Annotated in this window: 17 protein-coding genes; 5 read left to right on the top strand and 12 right to left on the bottom strand. The window is 40.6% G+C overall.

The window, feature by feature from the left end; all coding sequences use genetic code 11:
- Positions 1–49: 49 nt before the first annotated feature.
- The gene (gene hsdR / locus BS333_RS19845; protein ID WP_021710773.1) at positions 50–2,506 is read right to left on the bottom strand and encodes an EcoAI/FtnUII family type I restriction enzme subunit R; all 2,457 of its coding nucleotides are present in this window, start codon (positions 2,504–2,506) and stop codon (positions 50–52) included.
- Positions 2,507–2,735: 229 nt separating this feature from the next.
- Between hsdR and BS333_RS19850 the strand changes: the two genes are divergently transcribed.
- Positions 2,736–3,044, top strand: a complete 309-nt coding sequence (locus BS333_RS19850; RefSeq protein WP_033004180.1) for a helix-turn-helix domain-containing protein — start codon at positions 2,736–2,738, stop codon at positions 3,042–3,044.
- Here BS333_RS19850 and BS333_RS19855 read toward each other — a convergent pair.
- The 4 genes from BS333_RS19855 to BS333_RS19870 form a co-directional block, all read right to left on the bottom strand.
- Positions 3,041–4,024 (bottom strand): TniB family NTP-binding protein, encoded by a 984-nt coding sequence (locus tag BS333_RS19855; protein WP_021710771.1) that lies wholly within the window; start codon positions 4,022–4,024, stop codon positions 3,041–3,043. The genes BS333_RS19850 and BS333_RS19855 overlap by 4 nt on opposite strands.
- Complete coding sequence (locus BS333_RS19860) at positions 4,024–5,931, bottom strand: DDE-type integrase/transposase/recombinase (protein WP_021710770.1); 1,908 nt, start codon at positions 5,929–5,931, stop codon at positions 4,024–4,026. Before BS333_RS19860 ends, BS333_RS19855 begins: the two co-directional genes overlap by 1 nt.
- Entirely contained in the window at positions 5,932–6,561 is a 630-nt protein-coding gene (locus tag BS333_RS19865; RefSeq protein WP_021710769.1) for a TnsA endonuclease N-terminal domain-containing protein, read from the bottom strand.
- Positions 6,562–6,695: 134 nt separating this feature from the next.
- A complete protein-coding gene (locus BS333_RS19870; protein WP_021710768.1) occupies positions 6,696–7,484 on the bottom strand; it encodes an AraC family transcriptional regulator in 789 nt (262 codons plus the stop codon).
- Between the two features lie 96 nt (positions 7,485–7,580).
- Between BS333_RS19870 and BS333_RS19875 the strand changes: the two genes are divergently transcribed.
- The 3 genes from BS333_RS19875 (at position 7,581) to BS333_RS19885 (ending at position 9,581) form a co-directional block, all read left to right on the top strand.
- On the top strand, positions 7,581–8,477 hold the full coding sequence (locus tag BS333_RS19875; protein WP_033004186.1) for a DMT family transporter: 897 nt from the start codon (positions 7,581–7,583) through the stop codon (positions 8,475–8,477).
- A 290-nt stretch (positions 8,478–8,767) separates the two neighbouring features.
- Positions 8,768–9,037, top strand: a complete 270-nt coding sequence (locus tag BS333_RS19880; protein ID WP_021710766.1) for a hypothetical protein — start codon at positions 8,768–8,770, stop codon at positions 9,035–9,037.
- 154 nt (positions 9,038–9,191) lie between these two features.
- Positions 9,192–9,581, top strand: a complete 390-nt coding sequence (locus BS333_RS19885; RefSeq protein ID WP_021710765.1) for a SpoIIAA family protein — start codon at positions 9,192–9,194, stop codon at positions 9,579–9,581.
- Between the two features lie 949 nt (positions 9,582–10,530).
- On the opposite strand, the gene BS333_RS19895 is transcribed toward BS333_RS19885, so the two are convergent.
- The 3 genes from BS333_RS19895 to BS333_RS19905 all read right to left on the bottom strand — a co-directional run bounded on the left by BS333_RS19895 (position 10,531) and on the right by BS333_RS19905 (position 13,081).
- Positions 10,531–11,442, bottom strand: a complete 912-nt coding sequence (locus tag BS333_RS19895; RefSeq protein ID WP_033004178.1) for a DMT family transporter — start codon at positions 11,440–11,442, stop codon at positions 10,531–10,533.
- Positions 11,443–11,827: 385 nt separating this feature from the next.
- Positions 11,828–12,478, bottom strand: coding sequence for a hypothetical protein (locus BS333_RS19900; RefSeq protein ID WP_021710763.1), 651 nt, complete (start codon positions 12,476–12,478; stop codon positions 11,828–11,830).
- A 207-nt stretch (positions 12,479–12,685) separates the two neighbouring features.
- Positions 12,686–13,081, bottom strand: coding sequence for a hypothetical protein (locus BS333_RS19905; RefSeq protein WP_021710762.1), 396 nt, complete (start codon positions 13,079–13,081; stop codon positions 12,686–12,688).
- Between the two features lie 402 nt (positions 13,082–13,483).
- Between BS333_RS19905 and BS333_RS19910 the strand changes: the two genes are divergently transcribed.
- On the top strand, positions 13,484–16,375 hold the full coding sequence (locus BS333_RS19910; protein WP_021710761.1) for an alkaline phosphatase family protein: 2,892 nt from the start codon (positions 13,484–13,486) through the stop codon (positions 16,373–16,375).
- A 243-nt stretch (positions 16,376–16,618) separates the two neighbouring features.
- Here BS333_RS19910 and BS333_RS19915 read toward each other — a convergent pair whose 3' ends face one another.
- The 4 genes from BS333_RS19915 to soxR all read right to left on the bottom strand — a co-directional run bounded on the left by BS333_RS19915 (position 16,619) and on the right by soxR (position 22,798).
- A complete protein-coding gene (locus BS333_RS19915; RefSeq protein WP_050567957.1) occupies positions 16,619–17,713 on the bottom strand; it encodes a phosphatidylinositol-specific phospholipase C in 1,095 nt (364 codons plus the stop codon).
- A 188-nt stretch (positions 17,714–17,901) separates the two neighbouring features.
- Positions 17,902–21,054 (bottom strand): efflux RND transporter permease subunit, encoded by a 3,153-nt coding sequence (locus BS333_RS19920; protein WP_021710759.1) that lies wholly within the window; start codon positions 21,052–21,054, stop codon positions 17,902–17,904.
- A gap of 13 nt (positions 21,055–21,067) precedes the next feature.
- Positions 21,068–22,225, bottom strand: a complete 1,158-nt coding sequence (locus tag BS333_RS19925; RefSeq protein WP_021710758.1) for an efflux RND transporter periplasmic adaptor subunit — start codon at positions 22,223–22,225, stop codon at positions 21,068–21,070.
- Positions 22,226–22,363: 138 nt separating this feature from the next.
- Entirely contained in the window at positions 22,364–22,798 is a 435-nt protein-coding gene (soxR, locus tag BS333_RS19930; RefSeq protein ID WP_021710757.1) for a redox-sensitive transcriptional activator SoxR, read from the bottom strand.
- Between the last annotated feature and the right edge of the window lie 308 nt (positions 22,799–23,106).

The raw sequence follows: 23,106 nt of genomic DNA on the forward strand, positions 1-23,106 counted from the left end.
AGTTTTAAAACAACCCTCTCATACAAGTGTGTGATGAAAGGGTCATCGTTTATGCGGATTGATCTAATTGAGGCTGATAAATAGCGGCTTCTAACTCATTAACGGCCTCTAAATATTGCGGTTTCCCACCAAAGCCTTTTTTGATGATTTCTATCGGTCGGCCCATTGCATCGAATGGCTTTACTTTTAGAACGTGAATGTTTTCAATCTCTTGAACGCCTTCGTCAGCATATTTTTCAAGTAGATTATTCAATACCTGCTGTGCTGTTTCACCATACTTAGTAAAGTAATTACGCTTTTTAACGTTATCAGCGCGCTCTTTTCGAGTTAATGGCGGTTGGTCATATACAACGTGACATATCATATCAAATGGGTCCATCTCTTTGCCCACTTCATGTTCCAGTGCTTCCCAAATAACACCCAGTTCAGCAAGTTCATCAATGATGGCTTGCTTACGATCTGCATCATTCCAACGCTTAGTAAAATCGTCTAACGAGGAAAATTGCGTTGCCATGGCCTTTCGTGTGTAGTCTCTAAATGATTCTGTCACCAGTTTGCCGTCACTGTCATAATACTGCACACGCTCGGCAACTTTGGTTACAGGCACTCCCGACACATAGAACTTTCTTATTTCTTCTTGAATCGGCTCCTCTACTCCTTCAGGGGAATCACCTCCATTCGTTGGTGTATAAGGAGGTGTCGTTGGTTCTGAGATTGTGGTCGGGTCGATGTCATCATCAAACGGACAACCATCAATGCCTTCACCCTCCATTCCATCAACGATATCATCAAGCTCACCTTGATCTTCAAAGTCAGAAGGTTTGGTGACTTTCACTCGCTCTGGCATGCCATCAAAACGTTCATCGGCAAAAAGCTCCGTTGCTTTTTTAAAGTCGAGAATAGAAAACCACAATTTATCAAATCGTTCGTCAATGCGCGTACCTCGTCCAATGATCTGCTTAAATTTAGTCATGGATTTAATCGATGAATCAAGCACAACTAATTTGCAGGTCTTAGCATCCACTCCGGTCGTCATCAGTTCAGATGTCGTCGCAATCACGGGGTACGGTTTTTTAGGGTTAATGAAGTTATCAAGCTGAGCCTTACCGATTTCATCATCTCCGGTAATTTTCATTACGTACTTTTCATTTTTCGCCATTTGATCGGGGTTGCAATTAGCGATAGCTCGACGCATACGCTCCGCATGATCAATATCGTTACAAAAGACGATGGTTTTTGCCATTGGATCAGTGCGCTTTAAATAGTTCGTGATGGTTTGAGCAACTAATTCGGTGCGCTCATCAATCACCATTGTGCGATCGAAGTCTTTCTGGTTGTAGATTCGGTCTGTAATCGTTTCACCGTGTTTATCTTTCTGCCCTTTGGTTGGCCGCCATCCCTGTAAATCAACGTCTAAATCGACACGAATCACTTTATAAGGCGCAAGGAAGCCATCTTCAATACCTTGCTTTAATGAATAGGTATAGACAGGCTCACCAAAATATTCGATGTTAGAAACTTCATCGGTTTCTTTTGGTGTTGCGGTCAAGCCGATTTGAGTTGCAGAACTGAAATACTCTAAAATTTCACGCCATGCACTATCTTCCGAAGCACTTCCCCGGTGGCACTCATCGACGACAATTAAATCAAAGAAATCTGGGCTTACGTTTTTAAAAATTTTCTTGTGTTCTTCCTGACCTGTTATAGCTTGATATAAACCAAGGTGGATTTCAAAAGCCGGGTCAATATTACGTTTCCCGATCTTAGTCATTGCCGTCTCGAAAGGCTGAAAATCATTATTCTTCGTTTGATCCACTAAGATATTACGGTCAGCCAAAAACAAAATGCGTTTTTTAGCACCTGATTTCCATAAACGCCAAATGATTTGAAATGCCGTATAGGTTTTTCCTGTTCCTGTCGCCATCACTAATAAGACTCGGTTTTGCCCTTCAGATACCGCTTCAATCGTTTTATTTATGGCATTAAGTTGATAATAACGCGGTGACTTACCACTCCCATCATCATAATAATCTTGATTGATCAGAGGGATCTGCTCATCGGAATACCCCTTCCATTGACAGTACTTTTCCCAAAGAGCTTGGGGAGATGGAAAGTCTTCGAGTCTGATCTCAGTTTCCAGCTGACTGGAGTTGGTCTTATCATGAAATATAAATCCATCCCCATTACTGGCAAAAACAAACGGAACATCTAGAAGAGACGCATAATCCAAGCCTTGCTGCATTCCTTTGCCAATTTCATGCTTATTCGCTTTTGCCTCGACAACGGCAAGTGGCATGCTGGGCTTGTGATATAGGACAATATCAGCAGATTTTACTTTTTTACGGGCAGCAACTTGGCCTCGAACAACCACTTTACCGTCACGTAATTTAACTTCTTGACGAATCTGCTCCATTTCATTCCAACCATTGCTTTTGATAGCAGGCAGAATAAATTTTGAAATGATATCGGCTTCAGAAAGATGAGACTTAGAGAACTTTTCAACCATACGGCTATGATTCCAATACTTAATTGTGGCAGATTATACAACAAAGTTTATATGGGTAAAGAATAAGTGAGTGACGAGATTACAAACGTCGGAAGGGTTGAATAGATTGCTTTGAATCTGCTTACCTCGTATAACTAACCCAAGCAGAAAACTTAGGATTGCTAAGTATACAAAAATCAGTAAAACTTAGACAATCTAAGTCAACCAAAGGCTGAATAGAAATGTATCAGTGCAAAAAGACAACCCCATCCCAGCGAGGCTCAAAGCTGCGCGTAAAAAAGCAAAGATCACCCAAAGAGATTTGGGGGTGAAGATAGGCATGGAACCAAGTTCAGCCAGTGGGCGTATGAATCATTACGAGAAAGGTCGGCATGTACCTGATATTGGTACACTTGAACGTATGGCTGAAGAATTAGGTGTACCGCTAAACTACTTTTTCTGTAGGAGCGAATTAAGCGCTGAGTTAGCGTGTGTAATTGATAAGTTGAGTGATGAAGAGAAGGCGGCATTGTTGGAAAAGCTGTGCAAGCAAATCTAGCCTAGTAACTGCTCGATGGTTAGTTCATTAAAAATTTGCTGGACGAATTTTAGTTCACCATTGGCGGCATCAACAACGTATTCCTCATAAGATTCTATTTGTTTTATTACCAGCTCATCGGCGTTAATAGAAAAAGGATTAGCCTCATCAACACCATAAATCGCCTCGTATCCAAGTCTAAAATCATCGAGTCGAATTGTCTGCCTCCCCAAGTGTAGAGAAGACTCTATTGCTGAAGCAATGAGTTCTTTCATATTGCTAAGAATTCCACGACTTGCTGCTAATAATCTAACAGCTGAATCAACGTCTGTTAGGTCGACTTCAAAAGGAATTGGGACTGAGGCCTGCATCGCTTCTAACAAATCTAGATAGCGGTCTATCGAGCTATCATCTGTAATTTTAACGTAGGGCAATTCTCTCTTTACCATAATCCTACGTTGCCATTGAGAGTCTTCTAGGATCAACTTTGCACTGGGTATTCCTACAAAAACAATAGGCAGTTTACAGTCATCGCTAATCATTTTCAGGCGGTCTCTGATATCTTGCCTTTCTTTGTGAGATGTGCACTCAAACAACTCTTGGCATTCTTCAATAATAAGAAGTTTTAAGTTTGCCTTTTTAAGACAACCAATAACCCTGTCCATCAAGCCGATATCAGATGGTTTAGCTCTACTATTACGATAAGCATTGAGGTTTTTAGCCATCCAAAGTAAGGTTTCATGAAGTGTTGGTCTAACTCTAGTAAGTAGAACTTCGCTATCGGATAAATTGTTGTCTATGTAGTGTTTAATTGAGGCTGATTTACCCGATCCTGTCCCACCAGTTAGCAGCATAGATGGGACAAAAGACCCAAAATTTCGACGCCTAACTAACCAATCAAGCCCCGCAAATACTTTTTCTACTTCTGGATAAATTGTAAAAGAGTCATGATAATCAGACAAAATTAAATCAATAGGATAATTAAGCGCTGAATTAGGCATTAACTGCTCCTCTCTTTTCTTCGTTGATTCCACTTAGAGCGAAAATCATCAATCGGTTCCACTTTCGTTAAACTTGATTCTTGTTCGTTGACCATTGAAATATCATTCACTGATGTTCTGCTAGAGCTATCACTGTTCAAACCTGTTAACTTTGCAGCTTTTTTAGTCCCCTTTGCTTTTCGTTTTCTCTCTGGCAATGACATGGCTTTTAGGTTCGCTTGTTCGCTCTGAATGCGCTCATGTAAAGCTATTCTCGCCTTTGCAAGAGATAAAGCATTGATCTCACCTTTTATATACTCTCGATGTATTTTAACTAATCGTTGGTGTACACAAAGGCTCAATTTATCCGTATAGCCATCAGCGTTTTTACTTGGCACTTCAATGTAAATTGACAGTTCTTCAAGAAAAACAAAGATCGTAGAGAGATCATCAGGGTCAATTTTAATTTTCTTTTTTTTAGATTCTTTGGTCTGGGGGTATTGCTTCCTGTATTGTTCCAAAGCTACTGAATCATACTCTAAATGCTTGTACTTTATACCTTTACTCGTTAAAGTCCCAATATGAAGGAGTCCCATAGTAATACTAAAAGACTTTTCCTGATCCGCTGATAGCTGTTTTGTTGGTAGACATTCAAAACTGTTCTTCCAAGACAGGTTTGGAATACGAGTGTGTCTAGAATCTGCTTTAGCATTGTGAACATCTACAATCCATCGGTGCAATTCTTCTACAAATACACTGAAGCGCATCACTGCATCTTTATCTGGTTTATAATCTTCTTTTTCGAGAACGTTAGAAAATGTCTTACCAGGAACCCAGCCAACAATACCTTGAATAATTTCTCCAAATTTACGCTCAATAAAAGGTTTTAACCAAGGTTTTTTTACTCTATTAAAAGTAATATTGATACCACATTCAGTGCAAGCATCATCTAAGCTTTTAGACCAAAACTCAGGGCCGTTATCTACAACTAAATTTTCTATCTTCCCATTACATAACCATTCATTTTCAAATTTGATAGGCAAGTTAGATATATAATCTTTATTCTTTATAGAGTGAATAATAGCTTTTGAGACAGATACATAACTTGGAGCATTAAAGCCTAAATGAAAGCCTATGATACATCCGCTAAAAACATCAACTAATAGTGTTAAATAAGCTCTGCCTAAGGGGATGAGTAGATCATCATGGAGTAATATTAAATCTAATGGAGTATGGTCAATTTCGACTCGCTCAAGGATTCGAGTGGGCATTTTAACGGATTGATAATAGTGATAAAGCTTATCAGCATAATATTTGCCATGCCTAGCAAGTACGATGTTATAAGGTTGTTCTTTCTTTATTCTTTTCTTAAATGTTTGGTATGAGACGATAGGAACTTGCCCAGAAATCACTTGCTCATTTGCTATCGTTATCTCGTCACAATAAAATTGATATGCAGCGCTTATTGATGGTCTAACACTATCAAGAAATCTTTCTAACGCTCTTTCATAAAAGGCTTCATCGCCAGTCTTTCTGGCAACACGATTACCTTTTAAATAATTCTTATCAACCAAACTTATGAGATTTCCATCACTTTTAGTAAAATTTTTTTGCCACCTGATCAATGTTTTATAACTAGGTTTAGGTATAGAAACATTGGAACTATATTTATCAATCAAAGGGTCGAGATTTCTGGGAGTCCAGCCGCCTCTAAGTTCATTTTCAATTAAACAAAGTAATTTGTACCGTTCTAGCGCCTTTTCTTTTTGCTCAGGCGGGAAGGAAGCTAAATCTCGTTCATATGTCTGAGTCTTAGCTAATGAATTGTATTGGAGTTGAGTTCTTATAGTTTCTGGATGAGAAAGAAACTCTTGCTCAATGGCTTCAGAGTAGGCAGGGTCGAATTCATCTTTTATTCGTCGACTCATTTAGTATACCGAAACTGTACTATTTTCGTTTAACAATTCTAGATCAAGGTCTATTTTAGCTCTTCCTACAGCAATCAAACGAAGAACTGATGCAAAAACTTCTCCTAAAGTAAAACCACTAATTCTTCGTGCCAACACAGAAATTTTAACAACTTCTGATAAAAGCAACTCTGCAAAAACGATATCGATCAAAGAATCATCTGCAATGCACCCACTGTAACGATGCACCATTTGACTATTTTTTAAGAAGTAACCCGCTCGGATCTGTCTATCTGTCACTAATATCAAGTTAAAGCCAAGCAGTTCTGCTGCTCGCTTTCTAGACTGAAACTTTAGTTTAAATTCTTTACTCAATGTTTTTGAATAGGGTTTGATCTCCATGAAGCTGTGGCAACCATCATCATATACAACAAAGAAATCAGGGGTGTAAGGCAGCTGCTTTCCATCAAAGTCATAGAAAAAGCCTCTAGGCTGCGATTCAAAACTCACCACATTAGGGTCGTACTCAAAGTGATAGCAACAGTCTCTTTCAAGGCTTCCCTCACACATAATCGAGCCTTGGTTCTTTGCACTAGCAAACTTAAAGATATTTTTGTTCGGCGAAGGTTTTCGAAGATTACGAATATACATAAGAGTCCTATTGTTGTAATAAAACAACCAAATCAAGCTTAGGACATTTTAAGGGTTTTAAAAGGACACTTTATGGTTTTTTTTGGACACTTTATGGTTTCAGCGACAAACGCAGAGCACCCCACCATACAACCCTAAAGTAGACGGTTCTTATACTGTTCAGGTGTCATTCCTGAGTATTTCTTAAACATGGCAATAAATGGGCTTGCTTGGTTATAACCTAATGTTAATGCGACTTCTTTTACTGGTCGCCCTTTGCGTAATAACTCCATGGAATGTAAATAGCGCACGCGCAGTCGCCATTCTGTGAAGCTCATCCCGAGCTCACTTTGACAATGTCGTGCAAGGGTTCGCTCTGTGGTGTGCACCTTTTCTGCCCACACCGCCAGACTGATCTCATCGGTAGGCGACTCCTCGACGGCTTTGAGAATCGGTTTCAAGTATTTATTGTCTGTTGTCGGCAAAAAGTGATGTTCAACATCTTGAGTAGCCAGTTGGTCGAGCAAGACCTGTACCAAGCGCTTGTCTTCTCGGCTGGTAGCAATGTTTATGTCGCGTTGACGAAAGTCTTCCACAATCGCAGACACAATCGGGGTAACTTTGATCAAACTGGTCTGGCTGGGGAAGGATTCTGTCAACTTAGGGGCAATATTGAGCGAACAATATTCGAGGGGTTTGCGATTATAGCTGGTATGGCGAACCCCAGCAGGTACCCAAATCGCCAAGTGAGGTGGTGCTAAAAATCGTGTATCTTCGGCTTCCATTTCCAAGATTCCGCCACTGATTAATTGCAATTGCCCCCAAGTATGGCTGTGGATACGCGTTTCCGTATTCGATAGGAAGGCCTCAAAATTCATAAATACATCCGATGGAGCCTGCTCGATCGATAAAGAAGGATGAAGATTCCGCTGATTCTTTTTCAAACTTGTCTTCCTATCACTTACTATGTCTGATTATAGATACTTATAATTATAAAGACCTGACAGACTATCGTCACTATGATTCTTTGTGAGGTTCCTGTGGTCTACTTGCTTCCGTTGTTTACCGTTATTATCTGGGGTGGAAATGCCATCATAAATAAGATGGCCGCAGAGGCGATTGAGCCAAGTGCGATGAGCTTTTATCGCTGGTTTGTTGCCATGCTTATACTGACCCCATTTTGTTTACCTCGTATCATCAAAGAGTACACCATCATCCGCCCTTATCTGACTAAATTAGCTTTTCTCGCATTATTGGGCATGGTGCTGAACCAATCTTTAGGGTACTACGCGGGGCTGACGACCACAGCCTCTAATATGGTACTCATTACTTCTCTGGTCCCACTGATTAGCGTGTTTCTCAGTTTGCCTTTATTGGGTAAATCGGTTTCGGCATTGAGTGTGACTGGGGGCATTATCTCTTTGTTAGGTTTGGCGTTTATGCTTGGTCAGGGAGACATCACTTATTTTGTGCATCAAGAGATGGTGCAAGGTGACACTCTGATGCTGTTGGCTGCACTGAGTTACGCCTTGTATTGTGTGTTGCTTAAACGCTGGAAAATGCCATTTAGCAGCATGACTCTGGTCTACATGCAAGGTGGATTTACACTGATGATGCTTTTACCACTTTGGCTAACCAGTGATGAGCTACTCCCAAGCCAGAGTGCTCTCCCACTGATCGCTTATGCTGGTATCGCAGCCTCTATTTTTGCCCCTTTAATGTGGGTCAAATCGATCGATTTAATCGGAGCGGATTCTAGTGCCATGTTCATGAATCTTATGCCTGTGATTTCGATAACACTCGCGGCAACGATTTTAGGTGAAAAAGTGCACACCTATCATCTCATTGGTGGGCTGTTGGTCATCGCGGGAGTTTTACTCGCACAAGTCAAAACCGACAAAAAGTCTCCCATGGCCAAAGCCGCTGCAGCCCCTTAATGACTTTTAATGAATGAGTGACCTTTGATGAATGATTGAGGGAATCATCCTATCTGAACCACCAGCTACAGATGAATGCACTCCCTCTCAATGATAAAAAAAGATCAATGCCAAGTTGTCATCAATCTTTCACGATAGTTTGCTTAAATCGAACTATGATTTTCTGACGTTACCCATTTATCCTTGATCGAGTGTCAATTTTTAAGCAAATTCTGAAGAATACATCGCTCTGAATCAAGCATCTTGAAATCACTTGGATGCAGTATTGGAATAATACAGTTTTGGAATAAATGGGTGTTGAAAATAGCAAAGGTCCCGCAGTGAAAGAAACCACTCTTAATGAAAATACGCTCATGGATTTACAATCCGTGGAATACCAATGGGTACGCGCCATGTACGCAGAAGGCTATGACAACCATGAAATGAATCATTACATCCAAGCTTGCTTTGGTGGTGATTCCACCTTCGCAGAGTTATTTCGACGAGTCGCTCTTCAACAAGAAAGCCTGTATACCCTTTTGCAATATCTCGGCTGCGCACCTTCAAGCAGAGAGTTCTAGCTAAGCTTTGAGCGAAAACACTCTGTTTACATTGATTACTCTTAATTTTGCTTACTTCTTCTCATGTGTCTCTGATTTTATCTTCTAAGCTCTAACCCAAGTCAGCTCAAGATGCTGGGTATATCACATCTATCACACACTTAGGAGAAGTCACATGCAAAGTCACGGTATCACGTTTGGCATTGAGCGAATAGATTCGCAGGTTGTTCTCGTTTTCAAAGCAAAAGGAAAACTGACCCACCAAGATTACGAAACCATTGGTCCAATTCTTGAAGCCAGTTTAAAAGGGGTGCATTCGAATAATATAAGAATGCTAGCAGATATCACCGAGCTTGAAGGATGGGAACCAAGAGCAGCATGGGACGATTTTAAATTAGGCATGAAGACCGATTTCAAAGTTCATCGTTTGGCTATTTATGGCCATAAAAATTGGCAGGAATTGGCAGCAAAAGTGAGTCGCTGGTTTATAGCTGGGGATGCCCAATCTTTTGATGATTACCATGCTGCAATGGAATGGCTTGCAATCCGCTCGAACCTCGATTAACAGCTGTAATTGCCGATTATTTTTTGACTCTCACGTCTCACGAAAGACTCGTTATCGCTTGGTTGGAAGTATGTTGTCAATCAGGCGTTTTATGAGTAATACGGTCTGAATTACCCTCTATAAATTTTCACCTTTTCTTCTATACCCAAGTAACCTCAAGATGCTTGAGTATAAACATTAATGATTTGAAACACTTTTGATTGCATTAGCTCTTGTATATCCCTAAAAAGTGCATGGTATAATCGCCGCGTTACTTGAACAAAGAGATGGCTATTAAGTTTCAAGACAAACCTGATTTTATTGCTACCCAGATTAGACACCGTGAGAGCCTGAACGCTCTTATAGATAGAAAAAAACCTGAGAGAAGTCTCAGGTTATGGTTACAAAAACTGCCAGTAATAAAGGACGTAAGGAACAAAACTAACAGCCAGCTACTCGTAACACCAATGAGCCTCAATATTACTGATCGGCGGCCAAACCAGAAGTGTAATATTTCAGCTTTTATCGAGGGGCAATCCACATGCCCCTTCTTCTAATTTTATACTTATTCCGCTCTATGTGCCTCTTCTCGCTAACTCACTCGTCTACTAGGGTGGATTCAAGCGTCCGAGGTGACGACAGAAGCAGTCAAACAATTCTTTTAAATCAGAGGTTTAGATTAGAGTAAGATTACAGTGACTTACCCTGAAGTAAACACCTAATACCTTGTCCATAAAGAAAAAGTCGTCTATCTCTTACAAAGTTTAATATCTTTTAATCATGTAGATATGCATCAATTCTACACCATTAAAACGCAGAATTTCCACTATTTGAGCTTAATTTAATCAATATCTCGGTATATCGTTTTACCGAAATAATGATGTATACCCAAGTAAAAGAGTAAAACAGAATGAAGATGGAGAAGGTAAAGAGAGCACGGCTATGCTCTCTTTGATCAAAGGAAATGGGGTCAGTCCGCGATAACAGCTTTAGGGCGACGTTGAAACAGTGTTTTGGGTGCTTTAGTAAGCAATATACCGAACATCAATGGCAACATCAGTAAGATTGATTGAGTCGACAGAACTTCATCATTGACGTAAGCACACAGCATCAATGCCACTAGCGGGAAAATTAAGAAACAAATGGACGCTTGGAAAGGTGTCGACACTTGACCCAATTTGAAGTAAGCAACAATACCACCCACACTCGCAACCAAACCAAGGTAGATAACAGCATACATAGATTCAGAAGTAAACGTTGTAATATCAACCTGCTCTACAAGTCCAGATAAGGCAAAAAGAAGTAGAGAAGCAATAAAACAGGGCACAGCATTGTAAGTTAACACCGGTACATCTTTGCAGAATTTTTGCACAAATACATACATCACAGAATGCATTAATACCGCCAAGCCGAGTGACAACGTACCGAGCAAATAGTCTTCGCCACCTAGCTGCATTTCATTACCTAAAATTAGGCATAAGCTGACCACTGCGGTCACTAACCCAAAGGTTTGGTGCTTGGCTAAACGTAACCCAAGAAATAGGCCAGACATAAGCATAACAGCAACAGGCATGTTAGCGAAAATAATCGATGCCAAGCCAGAAGAGATATATTGCTCACCATAAATCATGAGTGTAAACGGAAGCGCGAAGTACATCACAGCGACGATAATAATCCAGCGACGTTTGCCTTTTGGGAAAAGGAGTGGCTGCTTAAATAGCTTTGCCATTACAAACAGAAGAGGAGCAGCAAGTAAAAAGCGCATTCCTGTTGCAAAAACAGGTGGAATTGAGTGTAGTGCTATTTCCATCGCGAACCAAGTGGTTCCCCAGATAAGGCAAACGGATAAAAACAGCAGTATCGTAAAGGATTTAGAATTCATGGCAGCCACTATTATTTATAGTTAACAGGACTCTGGCTTGTACTACCAGATTAATGTGCCACATTTTAGAAGCTTGCCTTTAGAAAAACTTTATCATTTAAATTTAATTCGCATTCATTTTGGTATATTTTTCTACAAAATAGTTACATTATAGAAATTAATACTAAAATAAAAACAATAAGAAACCAATTACCTATATATTAATAAAGGATTGTAGCAAAAGTCGTTTGTTTTGATACGAATAAAACTTAAAGACTGTTTTATAGCCAACCAAATCACTTCGCTCTGAAAGCACCTTGAAATCGCTTGGGTGTAGAACGTCGCGCAAACAAGGATGTGATACCCGAATCACATCAGTCACCCGAGTATCATGACAAAAGCAGGTTTATTTACGAGTGAACTCAATATATCTTTCACTGTAGGTTTGTTGATCTTTAGTGAAATCGATTTCAACAATCAATTGCCCAACTAAAGACTCCCCAGCTTGAGAAACATTACAAATAGCCATGTGAGATAGGTAGGTATTCTCTGTAGGCATGCTGCTGTAGTAGATCTGCTGGATATTACACTCTCCAACACTCATCCCCAAAGACTGTAGCTCATTACGTTTGCTGATGTAATGCGGTCCGACTTCTAAAAGATGATTTGGCTCAAGCGTATAGACTCGCGTGTGATAATTGTTCGTGTATTCGCTTTCTGCTTTAAATAGCTGCGTTTCAGGATCATAGGAAATGTCGAGATACCATTGAGCAATTTCAGAATCCTCGGTCGGTCGCTCTCCAGGCTGAGAGTAAAAACATTGCGCCTGACTATGAATACCATCAAGATCTTGTTGGACATATATTCTTGGAACAATATTACAGTAATGAAGATTAAAACCAGACTCTTCCATTCCTCTCTGTACTTCAAACGTTGCTTCATACTCATTCTTCACTGCTTGGGGTGAAGAGCCAGTAATATCGACAACAGTAACATTTGCTTCAACTTGCAAACACATTAATGCAGAAAAAGCTGCAAAAAGTTTTAATCCTTTCATTTTCAACCTCTTATTTATAATTCAAACTAAAGTTAACTTAGTTAAAATAAGAGCACCACCAAAAACATTCACCAAAGTGATAAATATCAAACAAAGAATAAAAAAAGAAAATAATAATTAATAAATACAATGATTAAGCCGCCTTTTACTGCACGGCTTCGACAATTGGACGCTCACCAGCAAGTATCCGTAAGGTCCGCTAGCCCACTAGTTGACGACTCTTGTTACTTCATAACCACCATTACGATAAATAACCGCAAATTGGCTAAATGCCGTACCAGAAGAAGTATACGGCTTCGCTACAACGTTGCCATTATCCGTTGCAACCGTTGCAGTAACTTCCTTCACAAGACACACTCCTCGATCATCGTCTTCCCACTTGTGACCTGAGTTCACCACGAACGCGCTTTGTAGACAAACCACAAAATCCACTTGCCCAGAAATATGATAAGGCGTCGAGTTATCGATGGTCACATGAGGGTACCCCCATGAGTCCGAGTTTGCATCATAGGTTAAGTGTCCCTCTTCAGAGGCCAGACTTGAATAAGAACATATAATACTTAATAGTCCGAGTGATGATGCCTTTTGCCAACTTTTAATCATTTTTCACCTCATTTGAACTCGACATTATAAAATGCCATTAATGGATTATACCCAAGTGACCTCAATGAGCTTGATTCAGAGCAAGGTCACTTGGGTGTGGCTTAATTGGGTGTAGCTTAATTGGCGTTGCATCCATATGCGGTGTCATTGTTGACCGCCAACTGAATATCATCGTATTCGTTCTATAAAATTTTTACCGTTAAGCAGATTACGAGATTTTATCGAATTATTGATGGTTTGATTTTTGGCAAAATCAATTCGATGGCGTGTGGGTTAATGGCACCTTTTTAAGAGGTCGAGACTGATCACACTATCCCTGTTTGTATTTCACCATATCTGCTTGCACTTCATCACCATAATGCCAAACTGGTCATAATCTTTATAATAAGAAGTGATAAATTAATGAGTTGGTCAAACCACTATGTTCTCCCTGTTGTTCTATCAAGCTTACTCACAATAACAACAGCCAATGCCTCTCTCGGAGAGACACCAGTCATCGGTACAGTCTTTAATTCCAGTGAGATCTTAAAAAACCAAGTCGCCTCTAGTCTCACTTACTCAACAACTTTTGCTCGGGATCTATCATTGTTTACGATTGGAGGGATGACTTTTGAAGCTTACCTAGCGACATTACCTCTTGAAAAAGAGACTAAGCTCAGAGTGATGTCTCAAATTGCTGATCCAACCTACTCGATCCCCCTTGGGTATTTTCTCTATCATTTTTATGACCGTTACACAGGGCTCGATGATAAAGATCAGTTTAAAGCTTACCTTCTGGAAACATACGATAAAAAGGCGCTGACTCAATTTGAACATGCGTTATTTAGCCTAAATGAAGATCATCAACTTGAAGAAAAAAAACACGCTAAAGACCAAGCTCATCAAGAAGGTCTGGTGATTGATAATGAATTTATCGCAGCAATGGTGACAGTCTATGATGCATTATTTCAAATAGGCCAATGGCAAGATACACAACAACTGCCCGATCACTACACTTATTTGAGCCAATCCCAAGAGGATCTTGAGCTTGTTGCAAAAATTCAGCCCATTGTGATCAACATAATGCAACAAGCTGCCTCAGGAATGGCTGACGGTGATATGAAGCATGCCGTAGAGGCTATCATCGAAGATAATCAACCGAAGAACCTTTCCAAGCCTAACAATAAAGCGCAAGCTCTGACGATAACACTGATTGATTTTGTGCGCTTAAATGTCTTAAAAGGATATCGTCAATTTGTGTATCAAGATGAAAAACAGCAAAAGCTGAATCAGTGGTTGCAAACAACATTCGATGAACAACCAGAAAAAGTGCTCGCTTTTTTGCAGTCACAGCAAAATCGTCGATTTGGAGTGCAAATTGTTGTGGATGGCCTGCAACAAGGATTACTCGAAGGTCTCGTTGACCCAAGTACACCTTTTTTGGATCAGGTGAATCAACGACATGAGCATTTCACTCACCTCTACCCACCCAAATCAAGTACCACTCCAGAGCAGCAACAATCTGTTGATTTTCTGAAAACGTTAGTCTCTCAAAATTATGATGACCCGCTTTATCTGCCCTTTTTTAAGCAGTTGTACCAAGACTACAAACCCTCTATTACTCGAGTTGGTATCTCTTCAACTCCAACAATAAGCGTGAGGAATCTGCCTATAGTAAAAACAGGGGCAAAGGTTTCTGGTCACAAAGGGACTGGCGTTCCTAACTTTCATTTCATCGACCGTAACACTGACCGAGCCTATTACTTTTTCGGCAATGACGCTTTACAGCTCGACAAACTTCTTCAAGAAAATCAAGTTGAGACTATGTTTGATAGGCTTGTTCACTTAAAAACACTCAACTGTAATGCCCAATATGACTGGAATGCACACACTAGCTACGACGGATTAGTGAACTTGGGAGTGGGAGAAAGCTTAAGAGACTTTGGTGAAAAACGCTGCCTCAGAGAACTGACGCAACGCGCTGAAACCGAACAAAAGCTGAGCAAAATACGTCAACAGCTGATTCAAGATATTCAAGGCTACCAAGCTCTATCCGGATGGCAGTTTTTAACTAAATTAAGCCGCAAATGGGTGATCCAACAAGATCTAGAAAAACTGGCTCAGTTAGATGGTCAAGGAATGCCTGACTACACACTGATTTATAACCCATGGCCCGATCACTTCGCCCACTTTTATGGGCCGTTCAGTGACGAAGTGATCATGCCAAGCGGTGAACTCAACAGGCTCGATTATTGGCTCCGACAAATCGAAGGGGCTTACAAAAAAGCTGGCGTTTATCAGCAAACATTGTGGGGAATGGCAGGAGATCATGGTTTAACGCCTGTTTATCACACACTTAATCCTGAAAAAGTGATTTTCAAACCACTGGCTGAAAAGCTGGGTTATGCACTTAATATTAAGAAGATTTCTTCCGATGAAGGCGAAGGCCCAAAAATAACTAATGCTCTAAATTACCCCAGCAATAATGATGTGGATGTCATCGTCGCCTCCACTGCTGGAGGGAACTTTATGATGGATCTGTTTAATTCTCGCCATGGGTGGGAAGTGCAACCTATCTACAGTGAGCTGATTAACTGGCAGCCAATTAATCACACAGGTAAAGCATCGGTCGACATTATTTCTGAAACCATCAACGATCTTGATGGTACACTCGATTACTTGGTTGTGCGAGAAACAGCTTGCGACATTAATCAATGTTCTGTTCGTCTGAGTGCTAAACGAAATGGAAAACGTCATGACGAGATCATTAGCCATAAGCAAGGGCGTTACTTCTACGGGAATGCGAACAAAGACTCTGGTGAAACTCATTTACTAGAAGTTCAGCAACTCAATCCATACTTACCTCAACCTAACCCACGTGAACTCGACCGTTTTGCTGCCTTGCTACAAAAATGTCTTCATCAAGCTAAACGAGAAGATACTTCAACATGGTGTAATGGTAATGAGTGGAGAGAGCTCACTCACTTTACACCACGACCTGATTCTGTCATTCAGCTCGCCAAACTCTATGAGGAGGACCGCGCAGGTACCATTAACTTATTCCCAGTCGAAGGCATTGGGTTTAATACCATGGTTCCTGGTCGTCATGCTGGAGAAAGCTACCTTGAAAAAGATGCTTTCTTAGGGTTCTGGGGCGCTCCAATTGGTGATAATGTGACTCCACTAACTTCTGTTGCCAATGGTTCGCTGGCGCCGACAATCTTTGAATACCTTACGGGCGAAAGCGTCAAAGAGGGCCAAAATGGCTGGGGTTTCCCATCCGTCCTAGATCAATTTGACGTTTCTGTTCAGTAACGATGAAACGCAGCGTCCCAAGTGACCCGCTTCTAAAGGGTGAGGTCACTTGGGGATGTCTTGCAATACAATTAAGTCTCAGCTCAAGATTTATTAATTTGTGGTTAGAACAACTTGTTTGCAAAATTGCGATTGACGATTTTGGCACAGATTACTCTAGTTAGTTAATCTACAAAACACTATCGAACTAGCACGATTCTTGGCCAATCTCCACCGCCAATCATTCGAACTTTCCAAGTCAGATTAAGGTGCGTAGTTTAGGGCAATAATACTGGATATTAATTTAGGCCCGGGAAAATCAGCAGCAACGATACCTGCAAACGTGATGTTATTTCCCTCAATATAATTTGCAGCCAATGTGTTAGTTCCTTCAAAGCCAATAACGCAAAATATACCCATACACCACAATCTTGGAAAATCTGTAAATATTGTGTCGTCCGACGTGAGAACCCCGGTAAATAAACGATCGCCATCAGTATCCGGCGTACTATGCCCACTAGCAACAAAATATGGGAAACTACCAACAGAAGCACTTAAATAATTGATAGAACCTTTGTTTTTACCCTGTGTTAATTGCTCCTGCGCCCAGTCAAAGTGAAATTTTATCTTTTCCCATTTTGAGTAAAGAGCCCAATTAGAATCAATCTTCCAAGCATCTTGTATTTTAAACGAGTTGTACAATAACCCCGTACGATGCTCAGGCAGACTAGCAAAGTTTTGCAGTATCACTAACTTTCCTCTTACTTCACCCAAGCTTGGAGACTCATTATCACCAGCCCAAAATAATGCGCGGTATCGATTTACGTATCTTAAAAAGGTTTCGTCAAATCGTTCATTATTATTATCACCCCTATATTCATTACGAACTCTCATTAAAACCGTTTCAGTGGGATGCTCAATCAGAAAGTCGCGTACATGGTTTAAAACATTTCCAAACATTCTTTGCTGAAAAACACTGCCATGGTGAACAGCCAGTACGTTTTCAACTTGCCTTAATCGAATATCCAGAAAACGTATTCCAGAACGTAACTGTTCATCGATAGGAAGCGTCTGCGTAATAACGATATCTCCTCCCAAAAATGAAGCTGAATTGTGTGTACCAGGAATACTCATTTCACGAATAAGCACTCTGTCATCAATGCTTTGCATCCAGTCGCTATACCAAATTGGGTTTTGCGTATCATGTAGATAGCTACCATCATCATGCGCTTGGCTGAAAACAGAGAATAAACACAGAGTGATGAGCTTTATGGAAGTAATAATCGAAGATCGCATAGTTTGTCCTGCTTCTTTATTAGCTAAGGTCGTCTCGCTGAATACGGCCTCTTGAAATGGCATTTTTGAAGTGACTTGGGTATTTTTTTAACTCTAGTCGTGAACGAAATAAATGATAACTTTGAATAACATTTATGTGACGTTGAGCTATCTCATGAAAATAATAAAATCCACAATAAAAACTTTAGCGTGAAAATAAAAAAGCAGCGAAATCGCTGCTTTTTACTTTTAATATGGATTTTTTGACAACACTAACTTTTATTATTAGCTAAAGCCTTAATTTTAAGTCGCCACCCTTTAAGTAGTATCCGCTTAAATACATGTTTAACCCCTGAAAGAGCCGATTTGATGTCATCAAGCATTAGGTACAAACAAGGTACCAATACCAATGTCAGCAAAGTCGCAAATAATACTGCAAACCCTAGCGCAACGGCCATTGGAACAACAAACTTAGCCTGTAAGCTGGTTTCAAACATAATAGGCAACACACCTGCAAACGTCGTTATTGATGTCAGGGTTATCGCTCTAAAACGAGCACATCCGGCTTCAACAACCGCTTGCTTAATATTCATGCCTTTTGCCCGAACTTGATTCACATAATCCGTAAGTACCAAAGAATCATTGATCACAACCCCAGCGGCTGCAATCAGGCCGAATGTCGACATTAAACTAATATCTAACCCCAACCAAAAGTGCCCCCATATTGCCCCCGTCAAACTAAACGGAATAACGGACATGACAATTAATGGTTGAGTGTAACTCTTTAGAGGTACCGCCAATAAGATATAAACAATAATCATCCCTGCCAAAAAGAATAATATTTGTTCATTGCGCTGAGCGGCTTGTTCCTCGATATCTCCCCCAAGTTGGGTTTTTACATCTGGAAAACGTTTTTTAAGTTCGGGGATGATTTCTTCATCAACCGTGCTGACCACTTTCTGAGGTTCAATGACTTCTTCATCAATGGAGCCATAAATATAAACGGTTTGGTAACCACTTTCCCGCCGGATCGAGCTCACTCCAGATTGCTGATTAATGTCGACAACATCACCTAACATTACTTTCTGACCTGTCGGAGTCGTGATCACGGTATAGCGAAGTGACGACAAGGCCTCACGGGTCAACTTGGGGTATCTCACCATCACCTTCACTTCTTCACCATTTCTCAGTAGTCTCTGTGCTTCTCCGCCATAGAAACTGCCTCCGACCTGCATTGCGAGCATATTTAAATCGAGCCCAAGATCATAAGCAATAGGTTTGAGTGAGAGTAAGACTTCTTGGCTACCAGAATCAATAGATGAAGAGATATCGTAAAGCCCATCCTGCTGCTGTAACTGGTGAATCAGTTCACGTCCTGCTTGATTGAGTTGACTGATATCAGAGCCAAATAACAGATAGCCGAATTCATCACCATCACCGCCACCTGCAGTTTGATCATTAATCTTTAAGCTTTTCACACCAGGAATAGCTGGCATTGCTTCCCGCCAGCGGCGAGTCAGTTCAAAAGCATCAAATAAACGTTGCTCTTCATCGACCAATGGTGCCAAAACAAAACCTTTGACGCGCGTCTGATTCAAAGACAAGACATCACGAACCATACCTTGGCCATATTCTTCGATCAGTTGGTCTTCGACTTTTTGTACAACACCTTCGATGATTTTCAGCGCCTCTATGGTTTGCGCACTAGAAGCCGTATCATTCATTTCTATCTTAATGCTTGGAAAGTCCGTCGGCACTTTCGGACTAGGCACCACTCTAACGTAACCGGCTACAACCAAGGCGATACTGATCAACAAAAGCCCGCTGAAAAGAGAAAATACCGTCCAGCGCCAATGCGTGCATAATTCAACACAACGTCGATAGGGTCCTTGAACAAAGGCAAAAAAGCGTTGATTGAAACGATCACGTCGTCCACCCACTTTGATCGGTTGAAAATTGGTGTGTGCCAAATGAGCAGGTAAGATCAGTTTGGATTCAATCAAACTAAATACTAAGCACAAGATCACTACACCCGCAATGCTGTAAAAAAGAGCCCCATCCATACCGCTAGAAAATAAAAAAGGAGCAAATACCGCAATCGTGGTCAGTACACCGAAAGTAGCAGGAGTCGCAACCCGTTTTACTCCTCTGATGATGTTATTCACGCCACCACCATGTTGCTCAATTTCACTGTAAGCACTCTCGCCCATTACAATGGCATCATCAACAACAATCCCGAGTACCATAATAAAAGCAAATAGAGACACAATATTGATAGTAATGCCCAGTATTGGCATCATCATTATCGCACCTAAAAAGCAGACTGGTAGGCCAAGCATGACCCACATCGCTAAACGAAAACGCAGAAAAATAGACAGCATGATGGCAACTAAGATCGCCCCTTGCATCAAGTTTTTCCACATCATTTCCAGCCGACCATTGAGATAATAAGTCACATCAATAAGGACACTCAGCTTAATATCATCGGGTAACTGCTTATTTTTCTTTTCAATATAACGATGGACGGACTCTGCTACTGCAATAATATTTTGCTCTTTGGTTGCATTAACAGTAAGGAACAACATATTTTGACCAGAGTATTTGTTGTACCGTTCGCCTTCAGTAAAACCGTCTTTGATGATCGCAATATCTTGTAGTAATACCTTGGAACCATTCGCACCAAGCTTTACCGGAATATCACGGAATGCTTGTCCATTATAATGCTGGTCTTCTATTCGTACCGATATGATTCCAGAATGAGTTTTCACCTCACCTGCAGAAAAGTTTGCTGAGTAGCGCTTAATGGCCTGACTGACATCATTTAAAGTTAAATCATATTTACGTAATATTAGCGGATCAACTTCAATTGCGATTTCTTCTTCAGGGGCCTCCAGTTCCACCAGCATCACATTGTTCAACTGAAGTAATTCTTCTTCGACTTGTTTTGCTATCGGCTTAAGCTCTTCAAGAGAACGATCGCTGACTAACCCCATTTGGATAACATCTTGTCGCCATTCCACTTGATAAACACTAATAGGGTCCATACCAACTGGCATATTAGATAACGTATCAACTCGCTGTTTGACATCATCTAACACCCTTTTTATATCGGCATGAGTATCAACCTCGATTTCAATATGAGCACTGCCTCGATTGGCATTAGAGACCGTTTTCTTTATCCCAGTCACATCTTTGAGTGACTCTTCCACTTTGATCAGAATACTTTCTTCAATTTCTTGTGGGGATGCTCCGGGATAGTTAGCGCTAATATTAATGTAGTTGACTTCGATATTAGGAAATATTTGTCGCTGCATAAGCTGATAGCTGACAATTCCCATAACGATAATGAACATCATCATTAAGTTAGCAGCCACAGAATTGTTAGCAAAATAAGCAATAATGCCCTTTTGTTGATTTTCTTCCACGTTTTACTCCTAGTTACTGCACAAGGCTCGAAGAATCATCATCACTTTGCACAACTTTTACCGTCATGCCTTGTTGTGGATATTCAGGCAACGTTAATACCACCTTATCGGATTCATTTAAGCCTTTACCAATAACCAAATACTCCCCTTCTTCACGTAAAACGTTCACTACTCTTTCTTCCAGCTGATCTTGCTCATTCACCACCCAGACCGTACGATTTCTGACTAATTCTTGTGGGAGACGGTAAATATGTTTGAGCTCTTTACCTGTGAAGTTCACCTCAACAAATGATCCAAATTTAAGCGGAAGTTGATGATTATTTAAACCATATGGATCCTCAACTTGAATCACAACGTTACTCATTCGCGTTGCACTATCGACGATACCTAAATCACGAACCACCTTCCCTTGTCGCTGATTTTTAGCTATATCTTGTTGTGTGACTACCGCGTCAAGATCAGCCAAAGAGTCGGGTAAGAAAACACTATCAAACCCAGCGACGGGAATATGTACTTCCGCAAATTCAACATTGTTCAGTACTGCAACACGTGCTCCTGCAGAAACAAACTGACCAACACCGATATCACGAGCAACCACTAACGCATCATAGGGAGCGATAATATTGCAATTTTCCAAGTCTCTTTGCGCACGTTTAATTGCAGCTTGAGCAGATTTCACTTGAGCCTGAGCACTCAATAACTGGGGCTTGCGAAGATAAAGGTCACTGACTTGTCTAGCGCTCAATGTTTTTGCCTGCCTTTTGGCAACTTCTGCCTTGGCTTGCTCTTCAATTAACATTGCACGCGCATTAGCTAATTCCGCTTCTGCTTGTAATAACGCGGCTTCATAATTGTCTTTGGCTATCGTCAATAAGACTTCTCCACGCTTTACAAACCCACCTTGCACAAAATTGGGATGCCAGCTTATAACCTCCCCACTGACTTGAGCTGCCAACAGAGTTTGCTCAAAAGGTACAATCTCACCGTACCCAGTAATCACGACTTTATGATCCGTCGGGAAGAGAGCAGAAGCCTGCACAGTAGGCTCTTCTCTGACTTCTTTTACGGTTTCATTTGCTGGTGAAGTTTGTGCAATAGCTTGATATGTGAAATATGCTCCCCCAGCTACAGCGAAAGGCAATAGCCAGCGTAGTCTCAATTTTGTTAGCATGAAAATCCTCATTTATTGTTATTTTTCCCAAGTCACCTTTGGCAACTTAGGTTTCGATATATTAAAATTTGCGGAAGGCATATTCTTGAGTGCTATTTGATAAAATAAATATACCTAAGTGACCTCAAGATGCTTGATTCAGAGTGATATAACGGAGAGTATGGAACCACTATGCTGTTTACCTTCAATATCATCTGGATTTCTTAAGCGGCAGTTATCTAGAGATAAGCAGCCACATCCGATACACTCATTGAGATCCCTTTGTAATTTTTGCATCTGTTGGATTTTCTGCTCAAGTTGTGCAAACCAACCTCTTGAGAGCGCTTCCCATTGAGATTTACTGGGTGCTTGATGTTTGGGTAAGGACTCAAATGCTTTATAAATCTCTTCCAAAGATAATCCCACTTGCTGAGCGGCTTTAATTATCGCGACCCGGCGCAGAACACTACGATGATATCGACGCTGATTTCCTTGGTTTCTCCAACTAAAAATCAAACCTTTTTTTTCATAAAAATGTAATGCGGATACTTTCACACCCGAACGCTGAGCAACTTCTCCGACACTGAGTTCCATCTTTCTTCCCCGTAGTTAAACAACATCAAACTCTAAGAGTTCATTTTTATAATACCAATGACACCAAAGTTTAACATTAGTTATACCCAACACACATTAGTTATACCCAACACAATAGTTATACTCAGTAACACCATTAAATAAATATCAGAGATACAAGTTTAATCTGGTACATATTTTATGTACCACCATTTTTTCACTTATAAAGCAACAAAAAATAAGTCCTCAACTTAAGTTTGCAAAAAACATGATTTAGTAAAGTCTGATTTATGTTATAAATGTGTCAGAGGTCTGTCATCAGACCAGTT

It is taken from the genome of Vibrio azureus (assembly GCF_002849855.1).
GTDB lineage: Bacteria > Pseudomonadota > Gammaproteobacteria > Enterobacterales > Vibrionaceae > Vibrio > Vibrio azureus.